Source organism: Spirosoma oryzae, from assembly GCF_003002825.1.
GTDB classification, from domain to species: domain Bacteria; phylum Bacteroidota; class Bacteroidia; order Cytophagales; family Spirosomataceae; genus Spirosoma; species Spirosoma oryzae.
Map to the genome: position 1 here is coordinate 47,661 of NZ_PVTE01000030.1, position 19,345 is coordinate 67,005.

The window sequence follows — 19,345 nt, forward strand, 5'->3', positions numbered from 1 at the left end:
CTATGCAGCAGCCTATTGAGGTTTTCGACTGGCACCGTATTCTGATCAAGGAACTACCCTGGACGTTTCTGGGGGAAGTTGCTTTCCGTACGGTGTTTATGTTTATCATTCTGCTGACGGCGCTCACCGTTTCGGGTAAGCGCGAAGTCCGGCAGCTATCGATTTACGAACTGGTGCTGGTCATCGGGCTGGGCTCAGCGGCTGGCGATCCGATGTTCTACGACGACGTGCCATTGAGCAGTGCCGTAGTCGTCTTCGTAGTCATGATGGCCTGCTATAAACTGGTTACGTACATCAGCGATCATTACGGAAAAGTACGAAACGTGCTGGAAGGAACACCCGTTTACATTGTCGAAGACGGGCGTGTGCTGATCGATAATCTGAAAAGCGAAGACATTACCCGCGAGGAACTGTTTGCTGACTTGCGCGTACAGGGCATCCGGCAGTTGGGACAGGTCCAGACAACGATTCTCGAACCAAACGGGCAGATCAGCGTCTTTCCGTTCAAAGAGGGGGCCGTGCTCGATGGTCTGTCAATCATGCCCAGACTGCTGGATGCGCGTACCGAGCGACTTACCACGCCCGGTACGTATGCCTGTTATACCTGCGGTCACGTCGAGCGTTTCGACCAACCCGTCGACGCGCCTGTCTGTCGACACTGTGGGCAAACCAAGTGGTGTATGACCGTGCGGGATACTTAGGCTACTGCTTTTGTTCGGGCCGCTTTCTTGACGGTGCGCTTTACCTGATCATTCAGAAACTTCAGCAGTAGTTTCTCCACACCATCGAGTCCGTTAGGGCTCGTCTGCCGATAGCGGCCTTTATTCTTGATGTACGGGTTCAGATCACGGCATTCGTAGGCTTCCAGAATTTGCGGGTGGACGTAGTGCTTCCGGCAAACCGTGCGGGTGTTGCCGAGCTTGTGCGATACCTCATCAAGAATTGTGTTGACATTTTTCTTCAGTTCTTTCTCGCTCTCACAAGGCTCCAGCTCGACCAGCAGGCGCAACGCGTTGACGGTACCCGCCCAGGTACGGAAATCCTTGGCTGAGAATTCGTCGCCCATCGTTTCCTGCAAATAGTCATTGACCATCCCGGAGTCGATGGGATGCCGGTTGCCCTCCGCGTCGAAGTATTGAAACAGTTCTTTGCCGGGAATGTCGCGACAGTCTTTCACCAGCTTCGCCAGGCGTGGGTCGTGCAGCGTGATGTCGTGAAAGATGCCCTTCTTACCCTTGAAACTGAACCGGACCTCACCGCCGTCGGCTTTGACGTGCCGGTCTTTTAACGTCGTCAGCCCGTACGATCCGTACTCTTTTTCGTAAGCTGCGTTACCGACGCGAATCAGCGTCTGTTCCATTACGCTGAGCGCGATGGCAATCACTTTGTCTCGATTCAACGTGCGCTGTTTCAGATCTTTCGCCAGACGAGCCCTAAGTTTAGGCAGTGCTTCGCCAAAGGATGTCATTCGGAAAAACTTTGTTTCGCTGCGAATGGCGTTCCAGGCTGTGTGGTATCGATACTGCTTCCGATTCTTCGTATCGATGCCAGTAGCCTGTAAATGACTGTTTGATTTCGGGCTGATCCAGACCCGTTCCCAGGCGGGGGGAAGCGCCATACTCCGAATACGACGTAGCGTATCTTCATCGTCGATGGGTTCACCTTTGGCGTCGGTATACGTGAAATGGTCGCCCGCCTTTCTACGGTTAATGCCTGGAATTGTATCGCTGACGTACAAAAGCCTGGCCGCCTTGGCCGTTTGTACCGGATCGTGCATGAGTTGAGCCGTGTTCATAACGTTGTGTCGCAATAGGATGGTTTGGAAACCGATTGTACACCGATATGGTTTGCGCTGCGCTCAGGGCATTGACCGACCGGTTACCGGGGCTGGGCTGACTTGCCAAAAAACCAGAGGGCCAGGGCGTTGGCGTAGTGATCGAAATCGATTGGGCTCATGACGTTGGTGAAGGCGGGCGCTTTTGTGGCCAGCCCCATCATCATGGCTGCCAGCACAACCCAGAGCCCTCGTTTGTTGCGTTGCAACAGCGCATGCACTGCTATCAGCATCAGCAGAAGAATACCCAGCGAGGGGACGATCGGCGTAAACACCTGTACTTCGGGTAACAGCAGTACGACGAATAGGGCAACGCCTGGAACAACCGTCAGCAGAAAACCGCGCTGACTATAGGTGATCCGGTTGAGTAGCCCCCAGGTAGCGACGACGGCGCAGAAAATGCCCAGACTATCTGCCAGTATGCGCATCGAGCGATGCAGCGGTTCGAGTGATTCCGAGCCCGTGTAATGAAAGACGCCGATGACAGCCCCCAGCGAAACTGTCAGGAAGAAGAATCCCCACAGCAGCCGATTGAAGAAGGGTACCTGCTGAAAAAAGCGCCAGAACACGCCGAAGCCAGTACCAGCCAGTATCGAACTGGAGAGGATGTGCGAAAAAATCATCACGAAATTTAGCAAGATTCGGCTACTTTTGCCCAACTTTTTCGGAGACGACTACGCTGTCAGGAATCGTCGCCATGCTTATTTTCTGGCTGGCTACGCAGGATTATGACAGGGTATGTCGCCGGCCCTAACTGCATCGCCAACGATTTAATAACCAGTCATGAGTGTTTTAGTTAACAAAGACTCCAAAGTAATCGTCCAGGGTTTCACTGGTTCGGAAGGCAGCTTTCACGCCCAGCAGATGATCGAATACGGTACCAACGTGGTTGGTGGCGTAACGCCCGGTAAAGGTGGCCAAACCCACCTCGATCGCCCTGTTTTCAACACGGTCCGTCAGGCCGTTGAAGAAGCGAGTGCGGATACGTCGATCATTTTTGTTCCACCCGCGTTTGCCGCCGACGCCATCATGGAAGCCGCTGATGCAGGCATCAAAGTCATTATCTGCATTACGGAAGGTATTCCAACCGCAGACATGGTTGCGGTGAAGCACTACCTGTCTGACATCAATAAAGACGTAAAACTGATCGGCCCGAACTGCCCCGGCGTAATGACCGCTGAAGAATGCAAGGTGGGTATCATGCCCGGCTTCATTTTCAAGAAAGGTACGATTGGTATCGTTTCCAAGTCAGGTACGCTGACCTACGAAGCGGTCGATCAGCTGACGAAAGCAGGTCTGGGCCAAAGCACCGCTATCGGTATCGGGGGTGACCCAATCATCGGTACGACGACCAAACAGGCCGTTGAACTGCTGATGAACGATCCGGAAACCGAAGCCATCGTCATGATCGGCGAAATCGGTGGGGGCATGGAAGCCGAAGCCGCCCGCTGGATCAAAGCCGACGGTAACCGCAAGCCGGTCGTTGGCTTTATCGCCGGGCAGACAGCGCCGAAAGGTCGTCGGATGGGCCACGCCGGTGCAATTGTCGGTGGCGCTGACGATACTGCCGCGGCTAAAATGGCCATCATGCGCGAGTGCGGTATTCACGTTGTTGAATCCCCCGCTCTCATCGGCGACACGATGCTGAAGGCACTAGGCAAAAATTAATGCGTGAATGAGTGAATGGGTGAATGAGCGATTACGACACAACGCAAAAGAACGGGCCATTTTTCGGCGATTCGATCTTTTGCTTTTTGTCCTATTCACGCATTCACTCATTCTTTCATTCACTCATTCTACCACTGCCCAGCCCCGCAACGAAGGGATCGGACCGGGCGGACAATATTATCCGGTTCACTCGTTTCAGGACGATTTTCAGGTGTTCGATGCCGCTACGCAGGCGTACGTTCCTTACATTCCTGAACTCCATGCCACGCAAACGGCACTCAGTGCTTATGTCGATTTGGAAAGTAACCGGCATTACAAGCTGTTGCTGACTACGAAAGACGATGGCTACCTCTTCATCAATGCCGCACTTCGGCGTAATTTACGAGCTGGTACATGGCTGATACTCGACATCGACAGTCTGTTCCGAGCCTACCGCCGTCCCGAAATTTTTCTAACCGTATACGGGTCACCGGGTGTTGCGGGTAAGCAGCTGTACATTGCCTATCCGCGTTCGGCTGCGCAGAAAACCATCGTACTGCGCGACGACAATCTCAGTGTGCGGCCCCGACCTGTATCGGTCTACACCAACCTGCTGGGTGTAGGCCTACTGATCATACTGGCGTTCTTCGCGTTTCTGTTTTCGTTTCACAACCGGGCGTTCGAACGGTTTTTCAGCCCGCGTGATCTGCTGTCCGTTCGGGCGCAGGAGGAGTCATTTCTGATCGGCAGGCCACTAAGCAGTGTGAATCTGCTGTTTACGCTGGGGCTGAGTTTGCTCACGAGCTACCTGATTATGCTCGCCCAGAGCCACCGTGTCGACGTTTTTTCGGCCCGCTTGTTATTGCCTAACCTGACGCAGTGGGGCGGTGTCGGCACAGAATACGTAGTACTGACGGTGCTGGCATTCGGGGCGCTGATCGGTAAATATGCCTTGATTGACGTGATTAGTGGGCTGTACAAACTCCACGAAATCGCTAATGTCCATTTCTTTAAGATACTTCAGTCGTCGCTGCTGTTCTTCACGTCGATGACGCTGGTACTGCTGGTCATATCCTATAATATTGATCAAACGGTTTGGTCGGAAAACGCGCTGCTGTTTCCCCTAATCGGCTTTTATACAGCACGGGTAGCCTTGCTCTATGTGGTGATCCGGGCGAGTGAGTCTATCAAGAATCTTTATTTATTTTCGTACCTTTGCATCGTCGAACTGATACCGCTCATCATCGGATTGCGCTTCATTCTCTGATGAGCCGGCAGCAGTAATCGCGCTGTCATGACAAACGTAAAGGACTTGCTCCGACGGCGCGAAGACAGCCATTTGACGAACCGAGCGTACCAGACTCAATGAACGAGACCAATACCGCACAAACCCAAAATCGAGAGACGAAAGTTAACCGGTTGCTAGTATCTCAATCGCGACCTGCAGACGAAAAGTCTCCTTACTTTGATCTAGCCTCTAAATACAATATTCAGGTCGAATTCCGCCCGTTTATTCAGATACAGGGCATCTCGTATAAGGACTTTCGCAAGCAAAAAGTTAATATTCTGGATCATACGGCCGTTATTTTCACCAGCCGTAATGCCATCGATCACTTTTTCCGCCTGTGCCAGGAAGGGCGGGTTGAAGTGCCAGCCGACATGAAGTATTTCTGCATCTCGGAGCAGACAGCCAACTACCTACAGAAGTACATCGTCATCCGGAAACGGAAAATATTCACCGGTACCAAAACGGCCGCTGAGTTGTTCGATCTGATCAAAAAGCACAAGAACGAGAAGTTTCTGTTCCCGTGCTCCAATATCCGGCGAAACGATATTCCCGAATTCATGGATACCAGCGGGCTGCATTTCACCGAAGCAGTTATCTACGAAACCGTCGCTACCGATCTGTCGGATATCGATATTCATCAGTTCGACATCATCGCGTTTTTCAGCCCATCCGGTATTGCGTCGCTGTTGGCCAACTTCCCTAACTTCGAACAAAACGGTACACGTCTGGCCGCCTTCGGCCCCACGACGGCGAAAGCCATCGTCGACGCCGGTCTGCACCTCGATATAGAAGCACCACTACCCAATGCGCCGTCGATGACCGGCGCGCTGGAGCTGTACATCAAGAAAGTAAACGGCTGATAACCGCTTACACTATGTTTAGCCGGCAGACGGATAGGATATGGGTTCAGTAACTCATTTTCTGTCCGTCTGCCGTTGTTTTTGGCTCAATAAAGTGGTGTCCCGGGCGTTTATTTGTATACTGCAACGGTCTTTAGCGCGCAACAACCGAAGTCGTAACTGAGTATTCTGATTACTAAGGGTTTCGGTCGAGTGCCGGCCCCGCCTGACCTGATTTGCCTGAACAGTCTATGATTCGCACAGTTTACCGCCTTACTTTTCTGTTACTACTCGCCGGGGCCGGCCCGACGCTGGCGCAGCAGGAACCGCAGTTGAGTATGTACATGTACAATCCGCTATACTACAACCCGGCCGCAGCTGGGTCGGAAGGCGTATCACGGATTCAACTGACACAGCGTACGCAGTACCTCGGTTATCAATCAATCGGGAGTAATGATGAGGCCGTTCAAAATTCACAGGTGCTGTCATTCAACATGCCCCTGGCCGGAATCAAGAGCGGAATCGGTATTTATGTATTGAATGACAAAGCTGGTCCGAACATCAACCAGTCGGTACAGGCGTCGTATGCGTACCGTTTGCCCTTGAAAAGTGGAACACTGGCACTGGGTATCCAGGCCGGGTTGTTTAATAAAGGATTTGACTTCGGCCTGTTTCGACCGGAAGTACCCGATCCACTTGTGCCGTCCGGCCGTGTAACGCAGGCGCGTCCTGACTTTGCTGCCGGTGTGTATTATAACACGACCGATTACTGGGTAGGGGTAAGTATGAACCACCTCAATCGGGCAGAGTATACCCTTGGTACGGCTACGTCTACGCTGCCTTTAAACCCGAATGCTTACCTGACGGCGGGTTACCGGCTGGGCGTTGGCTACGATATCGATATTCAGCCATCTATTCTGATTCAGTACAGTACCCTGGGCGGTATCCGTGACTCACAGGCTACGCTGAACGTCGTCGGTACATACGCGAATCGGTTCTGGGCGGGGGTAGGGTACCGGCTCCAGGAGTCCGCTCTGTTTACTGGGGGGATCAACTTCGGTCGGGCTCGATTTGGCTATTCACTGGATTTGGTACTGGTAAGTACGCAAGCCCGGAGTCTGACATCGCATGAACTCATTCTGGGGTATGCACTGCCAGCGCCGGACGCTCGTAAAAAGCCGATCGTACGAACGCCCCGTTTCCGGTATTAATCCATTATATAACAGGATTGTACAGGCGTAGTAGCGGAGTATCCCAACAGTTTGGCAATATTGTTGTTAGGCAGAATGCCGTTAGCGACGTATTTTTGAGGATGACCGGGCTGTCAGTGTCGTAGTGGCGTCACTTACAATTTACTTAAGCCACATTAAAGAAATAATGGGCATTCGTACGGCAGCATACAATAACCAAACGGATTTTCGTTTTTAGACTGGTCTCGCACAGCAAGGTAAAAGATAACCGATAAATGAACAAGTACAGCAGCTTTACAGTCAACGCAACCCGGGGGGTGATGGTAGTGGCCGTGATTCTGGTTATGCAGAGTTGTGGCTTCGTCAAATCAAAGTTTGGCGGCAAGGGTGGCAAAGGGGGCGAAGTAGGCGTCACCAATGGTGAGATAACAGCTACTGCACGTAAAGGCTATCGCCAGAATACGCCCTACGGCATGGTACTGGTCCCATCGGGATCGTTCATTATGGGGCAGGCCGACGAAGATGTGGCTGCGACCCAGATCAACATGAACCGTCAGGTAACGATCAGTTCGTTCTATATGGACGACGCAGAAATATCGAATCATAAGTACCGGCAATATGTGAATGCATTGTTGGCTGACTCCGTGTCGACGTTAGGCGAGGAGGAAATCATGGCCAAGTATTATCCGGATACAACGGTATGGAAAAACGACTTTACGTACCACAACGGCGATCCGATGCTGGAATACTACTTCTCGCACCCTGCCTTTGACACGTACCCGGTAGTGGGTGTGAGCTGGAAAGCAGCGCAGCACTTCAGTCAGTGGCGCACCAACCTGCTGAACGATCATCAGGCGAAAGAAGGCCAATTCAGTTCGCCCCGTTTCCGGCTTCCCTCGGAAGCAGAGTGGGAGTGGGCCGCCCGTGGCGGTAAAAACGGTGCTAAATACCCTTGGGGTAACCCATACGTAGCCAACGGTAAAGGTTGCTACCTGGCCAATTTCAAACCACAGCGCGGTAACTTCGACGCCGATGGTTATCCGTACACGGCACCGGCAAACGCCTACAACCCAAACGATTACAACCTGTACAACATGGCTGGTAACGTCGCCGAATGGTGCCGTGACGCCTACGCTGATAACTCGAATGCAGTGGTGTGGGATATGAACCCCGACAACCAAAACGCCGACGAGCCACGCAAAGTAGTCCGGGGTGGTTCCTGGAAAGATATTGCGTATTATCTGGAAACGGGTACGCGTTCCTACGAGTACGAAGATCAGAAGCGCTCGTATATCGGATTCCGTTGCGTAATGGATAACCTTGAAGGCCGTACGGCATCGGCACGTGGTGGCCGGGCAAGTGGCAGCCGGTCGAGCAAGAGTAGCAAAAAGGCGTCTAAGCAGACGAAAGCATAAGCAGAAAAAGCACATAGCGCTGAACGGCAGATAGCACACGAACCATCTGTCGTTCAGCGTTTGAGTATCAGACAAAAGATAAACAACTCAATAAACCGTTACCATGGCATCTGCAAAGTCCACCAATTTCTTCTGGGATCGTTTAGTACCAACTATTTATAGCGCCGGTGCCGCCGTTGTGGTACTTGGAGCAATGGCCAAAATTCAGCACATCTCGTCGTTAGGCTGGCTGCTGACAGCCGGTCTGATTACAGAGGCTGTGATCTTTGGTTTGTACGCCTTGCAAAGCTTTCTGTTTCCCGTCGCTTCGGACGCATCGGGTTATGCCTGGGAGCGTGTTTACCCCGAATTGGCCGACGACTACAAAGGTGAAGCCCGCAAGCCCGCCCCACAAACCAACGGTCTGACTGGCAACATGGATCAGATGCTGGCCCAGGCCAAAGTTACGCCCGACGTATTCGAGCGCTTAGGAACGGGTTTCCGCAGCCTGAACGATACGGTATCGAAACTGTCTGACTTGACGGACGCGACAGTGGCTACCAATGATTACGCCCGTAATGTGAAATCGGCATCTAGCTCGATCAGCGAGATGAACAAGTCGTACGGGACAGCAATCACGGCGATGAACTCGATGGCCGACGCCACGACCGACGCTAAAGATTACCGCGACCAGTTCCAGCGTGTTACGAAAAATATGGGTGCCCTGAACGCGGTATACGAACTGGAGTTGCAGGATACAAATAAGCACCTGAAAGCGATGAACGCCTTCTACGGTAGCATGACGAGTGCTATGGAGAACATGGCCGATGCAAGCCGGGATGCGCAGCAATTCAAAGGTGAAATGGCGAAACTGACGGGTAACCTGGCATCGCTGAACAATGTCTACGGCAGCATGCTGACGGCTATGCGCGGTAGCCAAGCCATGTAAATGAGTTGGAAAGTTAGGGAGTCGTAGGGTTGTAAAGTTGCTGGCGCGTTACGTGCGCTGCCGGATGGCAACTTTACAACGCTGCGTCTCTATAACTCGGCAACTGCACAATTCCACAACTCCAAAATAGTATAACCTAGCTACAATTCATGGCAGGCACAAAAGAGACACCCCGTCAGAAGATGATCGGGATGATGTATCTGGTACTGACCGCGCTGTTGGCCCTTCAGGTCACCTCGGCCATTCTGGATAAGTTCGTCTTGTTAAATAACAGCCTGGAGCAGTCAACCGCTGCGGCCAGCAAAGTCAACCAGTCAACTGTTGATAACATCCGCGCTACTGTTGAGAAATCCGGTAACCGCGCTACCGATCTCGCCATTGTTAAACAGGCTGAGGAAGTTCGTAAGCAAACAGCCGATGTAATCGCGCAGATGGATGCGCTGAAAGAACGGATCGTTAACGAAGCGGGCGGTGGTACCGACGAAGCCGGTAATATCCGGAACCTGAGCGAAGAAGAGAAAGTCGCGCAGATGATGGTTGGTCCCAACCACAACGGAGAGGCATACAAACTGAAAAAGCAACTCGACGATTACACGGCCGGTCTGTCGAAGTATTCGAATGCGAAATACCCATCGCTGGCGCTCGACGGCAAGGATGATCCCATCTCCAGCCGTTCGCCTGAACAACGGACGAAAGACTTCGGTGAACTGAACTTCGCCCAGACCCCGGTACCAGCTGCTCTGGCGGTATTGAGTCAGCGGCAGACGGACGTTCGCCGGATTGAAGGCGAAGTACTCGACGTACTGGCCAGCAAAGTCGGTGCGCAGGATGTTAAGTTCGACAAGATTCTGGCCATGCTGAGCATGGATTCGAAAGTCGTAGTTGCCGGTACGAAGTTCAAAGGACAGATGTTTCTGGCTGCTTCGTCGTCGGGTATTCAGCCACGCATGAGCCTGAACGGCGCTCCCGTTCGGATGCAGGACGGACAGGGAATTATCGAGTTTACAGCACAAGGCGGTTCGTATGACAAGAACGGTCTGGCCCGCCGGACACTGACGGGTGCGATCTCGTACCAGACGGCCAATGGCCTGAAAACGGTACCACTCTCGGCCGAATATTTCGTGGCGAAACCTTCGTATCAGGTAGAAACCGGAACGATGCCTCCGCTGTACCTCGGTTGTGCAAACAAGCTGAGCATTCAAAGCCCGCAACTCGGTGCCCTCTGGAACCCAAGTTTCTCAGCTGATGGCGCGCAGGTTATCCAATCGGGTGAAAAAGGTAAGATTACTGTCGTACCAAGTTCAGCACAGGTAGCGCTTAATATCAGCAACTCGGGTAGCCTGCTGGGTACGGAGCGCTTCCGGGTAAACCGGGTTCCAAAACCAACGCTTGAGTTCTACGTTGGCGGTACGAAAGTCGGTGATCCCCGTGGTGTACCCGCCGGTCAGGCGCGTAGTGTACGGGTGAACGCCGTTGCTGATGAAAGCTTCCGCAACTACTCGCCAGATGACGCCAATTTCCGGGTGACGGGTATCACCGTTATTCTGGCCCGTGGTACACGCAAAATCGGTCAGGTGAACCTGGGTCCAGGTGGTGGTTCGTTAGGGGCGCTTGCGGCTGATATTCAGCCTGGTGATCGTCTGGCAATCACTGTTGACGGTGTACAGCGTCGGAACTTTAAAGGCGACATCAGCGAAGTTTCGATTGGCAATCCGCTGCAAAACGTATCCCTGTACTAATTGACACTAAAGCGCGCGTGTTTGGCGTTATAACCGCGAGCAACAGACGCAACACAAAAGGTCAACATGAAACAATTGAAAACGATGGCTGTGACCGCTGCAATGCTGGCGGTCGCCGGTGGCGTGGCGATGGCACAGGAGAAGTCGAGCACCGGGACAAACCCGCTATCGGTTCGGCCTGTCAACGATAATGACATCATGATGAAGAAAACTCTTTGGCGTCGGATCGACCTCAAAGAGAAGCAGAATCAGTCGATGTTCTCGAAGAATAACGAAATATCAAAGTACCTGATCGAAGCGGTAAAAGCTGGTTTGATCGATGCGTATGAGAATGATTCGGTAGCGACCAAGCTGACGATGGATAAATTCCAGAAGCGGATGATCATGCCGAACTCACAACCTCAATTGTCGGCGGAAGAGATCGCGGCTGGCTTCGGTAACGAAACCACCAACGGTAATTCAGACGGCTGGGGCGATACAAAAAAGAAAGACAACAAGACGACCGCAAAACCAGCTGATGATGGCTGGGGAACGCCTAAATCGTCGGCTGCCGCCAAAGCCCAACCGGCTGATGATGGCTGGGGAGCACCAGTAAAGAAAAAATCGTCGGTTGCAAAAGGCAAAAAAGGCAAAGGCAAGGCAGCGCCCGTTGTTGAAGCGCCAAAGCCTGATACCGTCGCTAAAGCTGCTCCAGTCTTTATGGGCGACGAGTATTTCGCCAAGGAATTCAATGTCATGGAGATCAAGGAAGACTGGATCTTCGACCGGAAGCGTTCGCGTCTGTACTACGACATTCAAACGGTAACAATCTTCCTGCCGTCTGACAAAAATGCAGCTGGTGTAGAAACGCCATTGGCAACGTTCAAATACAAAGATCTGGACAAGCTGTTCCGTTCGGACCCGAAGAAGTTTATCTGGTATAACCCACAGAACCAGGCTCAGCACAAAAATCTGGCTGATGCGTTCGACCTTCGCCTGTTCTACGGTCGGATCACGAAAGTTGCCAACCCTGGCGATGCTGATCTGGTCGGTATGTACGGCGACAAGGAAGGGCTGATGAAGTCGTACCAAACAGAGTACGAACTGATGGAAACCGAACACGGTCTTTGGGAGTACTAAGAAGTTACATGCATGGAGAAAGGCGAGTCGAGAGACCCGCCTTTCTTTGTTTATATGTAGCCTGGACGTCCACGTCCGGGTGGACATGATAGCGGCCAACAAAGCTGTCGCCCAACATAGTTGCCCTGATGGGCATCCAGACGTCCACGTCTGGGCTACACTACTGCTTCAGCACGGTAAGCTGCGTGCGTTGGTCGCCCTGTTTGACTATCATAAAATAGGTGCCTGCCTGCACCGTCTGTAGGTTTACGGCCTGTTGCAGGCGATCCGTCGTTTTCGAAAATTGGAGTTGATGGACTGTTCGCCCGGCGGCATCGATCACTGTTAAATTGACAATGCCCCGGTAAGCACCGTCAAGCGCAACGATAGCCTGGTCGTGTACTGGATTGGGCGACAGCGTTACTGTGCCCATGGATGGCTCGTTGATAGCCGTTACCAGGTTCGGAACGACGGAAAAAGGGAATAGACCCGCTTCGGGTGTTGTTTGTTTTGTGGTTGTGTAGAGATGAAACGCGCCCGGCTCCAGCGTTACCGATTGATTAACGTCACTCACCTGCACGGCCTGACCGCTGAAATGGTGGTACCAGGTACCGGTGCTAGGCATGCCAAGCGACACTGTTTGCGGACGGGTATCGAAATTGCCGATCAGGAAAGCCGAACCAGTTGGGCTACGTACTGTCAGTCGTTTCACCGTGCCGGAATAATCAGTGGTGAAGTCGGTAGTCGCAAACGCCGGGACGACCGTTCGCAGCCGGAACAGCTCAGCATAGACCTTGTAAAGCTTCTGTCGATCTGCGTTCTGGTAATAGTCCCAGCGCACGGGTTTGGCGGCTGTACGGCAGTCGTCGCGAATCGTCGTGCCGTCGGAGCAGGTGTTGATGGATAGGTCATAGCCTAATTCGCCAAACTGCCAGATCATCTTCGGGCCGGGCGTCAGCAATAGGAAAGCAGCTGCCAGCTTAGCCCGGTCGAGGGCCGTTGATAGGGTTCGTACCGAATAAGTACCGCTGGTCTGTCCGGTCTGTTTCATATCGTAGACCAGCCGTTCTTCGTCGTGGCTCTCAGCATAGCCGATTAGGTTGGGCTGGTTGAAGCCGCGCTTCTGGTACGAAAGTCCTGAAAGATCAGCGCTAGCCGGGCGTAGCGCGTTGCGAAAATCGTAGTTGTGATTCCCCCACAGTAGCATCCCGTAATCCGCCAGTTCTTTTTCTTCCTGCGCGTCGGCGAAGTGCTCCAGAATGACATAGGCCGATTTGTCGACGGTGCGTATCTGGTCGTAAATACGCTTGAGAATAGCAACCCGACTGGCGTCGTACGCACTCCACAAACTCACGTTGTTACCGGAGTTGGTCTGGGTGAACCCTTTCGATAGATCGAATCGGAATCCGTCGACTTTGTATTCTTGTAGCCAGTATGCGCAGACCCGGTCGACAAAAGCGTTGGTCGCTGGGCTTTCGTGGTTGAAGTCGAAGAAAACGCTGTACGGGTGCGTCGTCTGCTGGTTAAAATAGGGGCTGTCGGCAGACGGCTGACTGCCATTCCAGTACAGTTTGACGTACGGAAACTCGTAATCGGTCTGATTGAAGACAACGTCGAGTACGATGGCGATACCCTGTTGATGCGCTGCGTCGATGAATGTTTTCAGCGCGGTTTTCGTGCCATACGCTTTGTCGGGCGCGAGGTAAAAGATTGGGTTGTAGCCCCAGGAATCGTTGCCCGTAAACTCCATCACCGGCATCAACTCGATGGTATTGATGCCCAGCCGTTTCAGGTAGGCCAGGCTGTCCGTCAGCGTCTGATAGGTACGCGACTGGACAAAATCGCGGACAAGCAATTCGTAGATCGCCAGTTTGTTGACGGCCGGTCGCTGAAAGTTGGTGGCCTTGAACACGTACGGCGTCTGATTCGTCTGTAGCACCGATACGATGTTGGTCGGTGCTTTGTCGGGGAAGGCTTTCAGCGATGGATAGGTGTTGGTCGGAATGTACTTGTCGTTGTTACGGTCGAGAATTTTGTCGGCGTAGGGATCGGCGGTAGCGATGGCCCCGTCGACCAGGTACGCGAAGGCTACTTCCTGGCCTGCTGGCAGGCCCGTTATTTCCAGCCAGTAGCGATTACCGTCCGGCGTTCGTTTCATCAAATAAGCCGGTCGCATGGCCCAGTCGTTGAACTCACCCAGCAGATGCACGAACGTCTTTTGGGGGGCATAAAGGACCAGCGTAGCCGTCGTCGCACCGGTGTAGTTGATACCGTCCTGTAAGCCGGCCGGCAGCGCAGCTACAGTCGGTTGCGGACGAACGGTAAATCGAAACGTGTCGGCGACAGACTCCGGCGAGGGGCGATCCAGGTCGATAGCTTGGGCGATCACCGTTCGTTGCTGTCCCGGATTGGTACCGGCCGACAATACCGTCCGCAGTGAGTCGGTGTTGGTTAGGGTGAGTGTTTTCTGACCATCGACCGTTAAGCTGAGCGTTGCCTTCCGGGAGGCCTTGTATCGCACCGTAATCAGTTGATTCGTGTCGACAAAAAAAGAGGAAGCTGTTGGCTGTTGCCGCAGCAGGCTCAGCCTGTTGTCGTAGATCGGAATAACGAAATCTTCGGTCTGCGCCTGTCCGTTCCCGCTTTTTAGCAAGAGCCCTAGCTGCCGGATAGGCGTATTAGCGGGAACGCCAAAATAAGTACGGGGAACCAGTTTTATTTGCCAGCGATCGTTGCCCAGCGCCGTCATACGACCCGGTGTAAACGGCTGGCCAAAATTGGTTTGTCCCGCAGGCTGAAATTCGAACGCATTACCACCCTGCACTGAGCCGGCTCCCGACCACAGGTACACATCATCGGTTTTTCCCAGTAAGCCCTTAGCCCGACCGTCTTTGGCCTGCTTTAGATCGAAAACCAGGGTTAGCTCGGCATCGGCCGTCGGGAACGTTGGTTGCGTCGTTACGACCTGCGCCTGCGTACTGGTGATAGTCGCTATGAAAAGAACTATTCGTAGAAAATATTGCATAGGATTGGCGCTAGTTGCGCAAACCTACGCTTTTCATAGACCAGTTGTATAGGATTTTAACAGCTGATAAACCCGATGCGTAGGCAGTCCCATAACCGTGTAGAAAGACCCGTCGAGCCGCTCGATGCCGACCAGACCGATGAAGTCCTGCGCCCCGTACGAACCGGCCTTGTCGAACGGATGACAGGTATGAATATAGTAGGTGATTTCGTCGTCGGTCAGCGGGGCAAACGTAACCGTGGTTTCGTCGGTAAACGAGTGCATGACAGGCGCTTGGCTGTCGGCTGCGGGGGCGAGCAGACAGACGCCCGTGCGGACCCGGTGCGTCTGGCCGGCTAAGGCCGATAGCATCCGGCGCGCGTCTGCTTCGTCGGCCGGTTTGTTGAGGATTTGGTTGTCCAGAATGACCACGGTATCGGCGCATAGTACCAGCCGATCACCCAAATCGTCGACAAACTGTTCGGCTTTCTGACGGGCTAGGTATTCGGCCACGTCATCGGCTGGCAGGTCGGCTGGGAATGACTCGTCGGTGGGGCGAACCTCGATCGTAAAAGTAAAGCCAGCATCGGTCATTAACTGCCGACGGCGGGGGGAGCCGGAGGCCAGAACGAGGGGGTAGCGAAGTTGGTGCATGCAGATTATAGGCTGTAAACAGACAAAAATAGAACACTACCCTTGCTTTCTGCGTACCTTGATGGGAAACCTTACGTCCTGTATGACCATTCGTGCCGCAACGCTGGCCGATAGCGAAACCGAAGCCCAGCCTGCTCAGCCGACCATGCGACCGGTATTCGGCTCACCGCATAACCCGGCCGAACGTATTAAATGAATATAGGCAGTCAGCCTAGAGCCGAAGTGGCATTTTAGCCGTATGTAACGCGGTTGGACCGTTCTTTGCACAACGCGTAGCCAATGCCCCACAAAGATTAGTTACCTATCTACTAAACCGATCGCTCAAAACGGGGTCTTATTGCTGTAATACCTGTTATGAACAACCTGTACCTGACCGGGCTTCCACGACTCCGCCATTTGCTGACGGGGCTGCTGCTGCTTTGGCTGGTGGCAACGACAGGCTGGGCGCAGATAACACCCGACACGACTAAACTTCCCCCCGTGGGCGTTGACCGGCGTACCGACTCGCTGTCGAGTAAACACTCGCGGGTTATTGCCGACAGCGTACTCAAGCAGCGCGACAGTGTGTTTTACTCCGGGTTGAAACGACGTATGTACAAGCACCGGCTAACCCGGCAATTGTACGACGCTGTTTTCCACGACGTATACAACAGTCAGCAAAGCACGGGCGAGGTCAGTACGATTGAAGTCAACCCATTCAAAGATTTCGAAGGCCGTGTCATCGGCGACATCTACATCCGACGGCTGGGTGTATTCGGGCAATCGGTGTACGATACGCTGCGGCAATCCGACAACTGGCTGGAACGCACGGCCAACAAACTGCACGTCAACACGCGCGAACGCGTGATCCGGCGGTATCTGCTGTTTCGCGAGGGCGACGCGCTGAACTCAACCACCCTGCGCGATAACGAGCGGCTGCTGCGAACGACGACGATTTTTCACGATGCGCGGATTCTGGTCGTGCCCCGAACGGGTAGCCGACAATTTGTCGACGTTTACGTGATTACGCAGGATGTCTGGTCGCTGGAGCCCAACGGGGGCGTCGGTTCGCTGACGCAGTTCAACATCGGTTTCGATCAGCGTAACGTGCGGGGGCTGGGGCATCAGCTGTTTGCCCAGTTCGCGTATACGGGTACCGATCCCCGGCAGCAGGCCGAGTACCAGAGCCGTTACACCATTCCGTTCATCGGCAAAACGTTTGTAACCGCGCAGGCGGAGTTTCTGTATCTGCGCGATCTAAAGCAGGGGGCCATACGTCTGTATCGCCCATTCATTACGCCGGACACCAAATATGCCGGGTCGATCGAACTGACGCACACGCAGATCAACAGCCGGGTTGTCATGCGCGATGACAGCGTGGAATACATTCCATTGCGGTACAATTATTCCGACGTTTGGTTCGGTCGGTCGTTCCGGCTGTTCTTCAGCGAAGGCGATTCCAGCGTGCGCGGCCGGGCCCGGCTGATTCTAGCCGTACGGAATACGAATTACCAGTATCTATGGCGACCGCCGGTAACCAACGATTCGAACCAACTCTACCAGAATAGCCGGACAACCCTGTTTAGTCTGGGATTTTCCCGCCGTAAATACGTCCGCGACGTACTGATTTATGGCTTCGGTCGTACGGAGGACGTACCGGTCGGGCGAACCGTCTCCGTGATTTACGGCTTCGACAACGCTGAACTGGGTCGGCGTACGTATGTCGGACTGAATTATTCGCAGGGTAGCTACATCAAGAATCTGGGGTACCTCTATGGGCTGGCCAGCCTGGGGGGGTACATCCGCAGTGCGACCGTTCAGCAGGGCGTGCTATCGTTCGAGTCCAATTACTTCAGCCCCTTGCTGCCCACCGGCTGGGGCAACATGCGTCAGTTCATCAATGCCCGCTACACCACAGGGATCAACCGATTCAACAATGAGTATATATCATTGAGTAGTTCGGGTAGTGGTATTAATACGGATGGTATCGGTATCAACAACGACGCCCTGCGTGGTACGCGACGATTGGTGCTCAACATTGAGAATATTCTGTTTTCGAAACTCAACGTAGTCGGCTTCCGGATTGCCTTCATCACCTTTGCCAATCTGGGTATGGCCAGTTTTCCGGAAAAGCCGTTGCTGCAAAGCACACTGTATCAGGGATATGGCATCGGGTTTCGGCTACGAAACGAAAATCTGACATTCAATAGTTTTCAGATTCGGCTGTCGTACTATCCGAATATTCCGAACAATACGATTCCGTTCCGACAGGCGTTTGAAGGCGTACCGGCGCTGCGATTCCGTGATTTCGACCAATCGGCCCCCCAAATAATTCCCTACCAGTAATTGGGCTGACTATGAGTAATATATGCATATGTTTTTGGGAAACGTACGGAGTAGTGGAACGTTTTTTTGTATATTGTGTTGGTACATTAGATGCAATTGTAGTAGCTTTGCGCCATGACAATAGAAGAGGACATCAAACAGACCGCGCCCTTTCGGACGCCCTATCATCGGGTGATGGTCAACCTGATGTATACCAGCAACTGGGTGAGCGATAGCCAGGCCCGGCTGCTTAAACCATTCGGCCTGACGCTTCAACAGTATAACGTACTCCGAATTCTTCGCGGCCAGTATCCCAACCCCGCCAAGGTAACCGATATCACCGAGCGGATGCTCGATAAAATGTCGAACGCGTCGCGGCTGGTTGATAAACTGGTGTCGAAAAAACTGGTCGTTCGTACCGAGTGCCCTAGCGACCGCCGGGCTGTCGACGTAGTCATCACCGAACAAGGGCTTGCGCTGCTGAAACGACTCGACACGTATCAGATCAAATGGGATGAGAGTCAGGAGAAGAAGCTGACCGAAGAGGAAGCGAACCTGCTAAGTAGCCTGCTCGACCGGCTGCGCACTGAATAAACCGCATTACCAATCAATTCATACAACCAGTTTACCTGTACAAACCAATGAAAACTCGTCAATTCCTGGCTGGCCTGACGGCCGTCGTTCTGCTGGCTGGTGCATCGGCATTCGTAGCTCCGGGCAAAAAAGCAACCACCTACAAAGCCGACACGCAGAAAAGCGTTATGGGCTGGAACGGTAAAAAAGTGACCGGTGAGCACTCGGGCAACGTAAAACTGAGCGAAGGCACCCTGACAACCGACGGCGGCAAACTGACCGGTGGTATGTTCACCTTCGACATGAACAGCATTACCTGCACTGACCTGACCGATGCTGGCTACAACGCGAAATTCATCGGCCACATCAAGTCGGAGGATTTCTTCAACACAGCGAAATTCCCTACGTCGACCTTCAAAATCACGAAAGTGACGCCAAAAGGTGGCAACGCGTACGACATTACCGGCAACATGACCATCAAAGGTATCACCAACGCCGTAACGTTCCCCGCAACGGTGAAAATGAACGGCAACACGATTGAAGCCGATGGTAAAGCAACGCTCGACCGGACCAAATACGACATCCGTTACGGGTCGAAATCGTTCTTCGAAAACATCGGTGACAAAGCCATCTACGATGACTTCACCGTCGACATGAAGATCGTTGCGTCGAAATAAGCGTTAGTCAACGCGTTAATGAAAACGGCCCCGGTATCAGACGATACCGGGGCCGTTTTGCTAGAGCCTGTGGACATTCACAGTAACAATATCATGCTTGACGCCAAATAGACCATCGCTAAAAAGCTGGTAGCGGTCTTTTCGTAGCGAGTTGC

16 protein-coding genes are annotated in these 19,345 nt (G+C 53.2%); 12 read left to right on the forward strand and 4 right to left on the reverse strand.

Features of this window, described 5'->3' with window-relative positions:
• The first annotated feature begins 2 nt into the window (after positions 1 to 2).
• Positions 3 to 701 (forward strand): YetF domain-containing protein, encoded by a 699-nt coding sequence (locus CLV58_RS24025; protein ID WP_106140380.1) that lies wholly within the window; start codon positions 3 to 5, stop codon positions 699 to 701.
• Here the strand turns inward: CLV58_RS24025 and CLV58_RS24030 are convergent.
• Together CLV58_RS24030 and CLV58_RS24035 are read right to left on the reverse strand one after the other, a co-directional pair.
• Entirely contained in the window at positions 698 to 1,795 is a 1,098-nt protein-coding gene (locus CLV58_RS24030) for a DNA topoisomerase IB (protein WP_106140381.1), read from the reverse strand. The genes CLV58_RS24025 and CLV58_RS24030 overlap by 4 nt on opposite strands.
• A gap of 83 nt (positions 1,796 to 1,878) precedes the next feature.
• A complete protein-coding gene (locus tag CLV58_RS24035; RefSeq protein ID WP_106140382.1) occupies positions 1,879 to 2,457 on the reverse strand; it encodes a DUF6962 family protein in 579 nt (192 codons plus the stop codon).
• Positions 2,458 to 2,617: 160 nt separating this feature from the next.
• On the opposite strand from CLV58_RS24035, the gene sucD reads away from it, so the two are divergent.
• From sucD to porN, 8 genes are all read left to right on the forward strand, one after another.
• The gene (sucD, locus tag CLV58_RS24040) at positions 2,618 to 3,502 is read left to right on the forward strand and encodes a succinate--CoA ligase subunit alpha (RefSeq protein ID WP_106140383.1); all 885 of its coding nucleotides are present in this window, start codon (positions 2,618 to 2,620) and stop codon (positions 3,500 to 3,502) included.
• A 79-nt stretch (positions 3,503 to 3,581) separates the two neighbouring features.
• Positions 3,582 to 4,748 carry a DUF4271 domain-containing protein gene (locus CLV58_RS24045; RefSeq protein WP_245882444.1) on the forward strand — a complete coding sequence of 389 codons (1,167 nt, stop codon included), beginning with the start codon at positions 3,582 to 3,584 and terminating at the stop codon, positions 4,746 to 4,748.
• A 98-nt stretch (positions 4,749 to 4,846) separates the two neighbouring features.
• Positions 4,847 to 5,629 carry a uroporphyrinogen-III synthase gene (locus CLV58_RS24050; protein ID WP_106140385.1) on the forward strand — a complete coding sequence of 261 codons (783 nt, stop codon included), beginning with the start codon at positions 4,847 to 4,849 and terminating at the stop codon, positions 5,627 to 5,629.
• A 230-nt stretch (positions 5,630 to 5,859) separates the two neighbouring features.
• Positions 5,860 to 6,819, forward strand: coding sequence for a PorP/SprF family type IX secretion system membrane protein (locus CLV58_RS24055; RefSeq protein WP_106140386.1), 960 nt, complete (start codon positions 5,860 to 5,862; stop codon positions 6,817 to 6,819).
• Between the two features lie 254 nt (positions 6,820 to 7,073).
• On the forward strand, positions 7,074 to 8,213 hold the full coding sequence (gene porK, locus CLV58_RS24060) for a T9SS ring complex lipoprotein PorK/GldK (RefSeq protein WP_106140387.1): 1,140 nt from the start codon (positions 7,074 to 7,076) through the stop codon (positions 8,211 to 8,213).
• Positions 8,214 to 8,316: 103 nt separating this feature from the next.
• Positions 8,317 to 9,141 (forward strand): type IX secretion system motor protein PorL/GldL, encoded by an 825-nt coding sequence (gene porL / locus CLV58_RS24065; protein ID WP_106140388.1) that lies wholly within the window; start codon positions 8,317 to 8,319, stop codon positions 9,139 to 9,141.
• 149 nt (positions 9,142 to 9,290) lie between these two features.
• Positions 9,291 to 10,880, forward strand: a complete 1,590-nt coding sequence (porM, locus tag CLV58_RS24070; RefSeq protein WP_106140389.1) for a type IX secretion system motor protein PorM/GldM — start codon at positions 9,291 to 9,293, stop codon at positions 10,878 to 10,880.
• Between the two features lie 66 nt (positions 10,881 to 10,946).
• Positions 10,947 to 11,999, forward strand: coding sequence for a type IX secretion system ring subunit PorN/GldN (gene porN / locus CLV58_RS24075; protein WP_106140390.1), 1,053 nt, complete (start codon positions 10,947 to 10,949; stop codon positions 11,997 to 11,999).
• A 160-nt stretch (positions 12,000 to 12,159) separates the two neighbouring features.
• Here porN and CLV58_RS24080 read toward each other — a convergent pair whose 3' ends face one another.
• Positions 12,160 to 15,003 (reverse strand): alpha-amylase family glycosyl hydrolase, encoded by a 2,844-nt coding sequence (locus tag CLV58_RS24080; RefSeq protein ID WP_106140391.1) that lies wholly within the window; start codon positions 15,001 to 15,003, stop codon positions 12,160 to 12,162.
• Between the two features lie 33 nt (positions 15,004 to 15,036).
• Positions 15,037 to 15,636: a Maf family protein gene (locus tag CLV58_RS24085; protein WP_106140392.1), complete on the reverse strand. Its 600-nt coding sequence runs from the start codon at positions 15,634 to 15,636 to the stop codon at positions 15,037 to 15,039.
• 354 nt (positions 15,637 to 15,990) lie between these two features.
• On the opposite strand from CLV58_RS24085, the gene CLV58_RS24090 reads away from it, so the two are divergent.
• The 3 genes from CLV58_RS24090 to CLV58_RS24100 all read left to right on the forward strand — a co-directional run bounded on the left by CLV58_RS24090 (position 15,991) and on the right by CLV58_RS24100 (position 19,190).
• Complete coding sequence (locus CLV58_RS24090) at positions 15,991 to 17,961, forward strand: BamA/TamA family outer membrane protein (protein ID WP_245882445.1); 1,971 nt, start codon at positions 15,991 to 15,993, stop codon at positions 17,959 to 17,961.
• 114 nt (positions 17,962 to 18,075) lie between these two features.
• Positions 18,076 to 18,534: a MarR family winged helix-turn-helix transcriptional regulator gene (locus tag CLV58_RS24095; RefSeq protein ID WP_106140393.1), complete on the forward strand. Its 459-nt coding sequence runs from the start codon at positions 18,076 to 18,078 to the stop codon at positions 18,532 to 18,534.
• Positions 18,535 to 18,581: 47 nt separating this feature from the next.
• On the forward strand, positions 18,582 to 19,190 hold the full coding sequence (locus CLV58_RS24100; protein ID WP_106140394.1) for a YceI family protein: 609 nt from the start codon (positions 18,582 to 18,584) through the stop codon (positions 19,188 to 19,190).
• Positions 19,191 to 19,345: the final 155 nt, after the last annotated feature.

Coding starts and splice junctions, on each gene's coding strand:
- porL (WP_106140388.1), top strand. CDS start 8,317: ATGGCATCTGCAAAGTCCACCAATTTCTTCTGGGATCGTTTAGTACCA.
- CLV58_RS24050 (WP_106140385.1), top strand. CDS start 4,847: ATGAACGAGACCAATACCGCACAAACCCAAAATCGAGAGACGAAAGTT.
- CLV58_RS24030 (WP_106140381.1), bottom strand. CDS start 1,795: ATGAACACGGCTCAACTCATGCACGATCCGGTACAAACGGCCAAGGCG.
- porK (WP_106140387.1), top strand. CDS start 7,074: ATGAACAAGTACAGCAGCTTTACAGTCAACGCAACCCGGGGGGTGATG.
- CLV58_RS24095 (WP_106140393.1), top strand. CDS start 18,076: ATGACAATAGAAGAGGACATCAAACAGACCGCGCCCTTTCGGACGCCC.
- CLV58_RS24035 (WP_106140382.1), bottom strand. CDS start 2,457: ATGATTTTTTCGCACATCCTCTCCAGTTCGATACTGGCTGGTACTGGC.
- CLV58_RS24090 (WP_245882445.1), top strand. CDS start 15,991: ATGAACAACCTGTACCTGACCGGGCTTCCACGACTCCGCCATTTGCTG.
- CLV58_RS24055 (WP_106140386.1), top strand. CDS start 5,860: ATGATTCGCACAGTTTACCGCCTTACTTTTCTGTTACTACTCGCCGGG.
- CLV58_RS24085 (WP_106140392.1), bottom strand. CDS start 15,636: ATGCACCAACTTCGCTACCCCCTCGTTCTGGCCTCCGGCTCCCCCCGC.
- CLV58_RS24100 (WP_106140394.1), top strand. CDS start 18,582: ATGAAAACTCGTCAATTCCTGGCTGGCCTGACGGCCGTCGTTCTGCTG.
- CLV58_RS24025 (WP_106140380.1), top strand. CDS start 3: ATGCAGCAGCCTATTGAGGTTTTCGACTGGCACCGTATTCTGATCAAG.
- CLV58_RS24080 (WP_106140391.1), bottom strand. CDS start 15,003: ATGCAATATTTTCTACGAATAGTTCTTTTCATAGCGACTATCACCAGT.
- sucD (WP_106140383.1), top strand. CDS start 2,618: ATGAGTGTTTTAGTTAACAAAGACTCCAAAGTAATCGTCCAGGGTTTC.
- porM (WP_106140389.1), top strand. CDS start 9,291: ATGGCAGGCACAAAAGAGACACCCCGTCAGAAGATGATCGGGATGATG.
- porN (WP_106140390.1), top strand. CDS start 10,947: ATGAAACAATTGAAAACGATGGCTGTGACCGCTGCAATGCTGGCGGTC.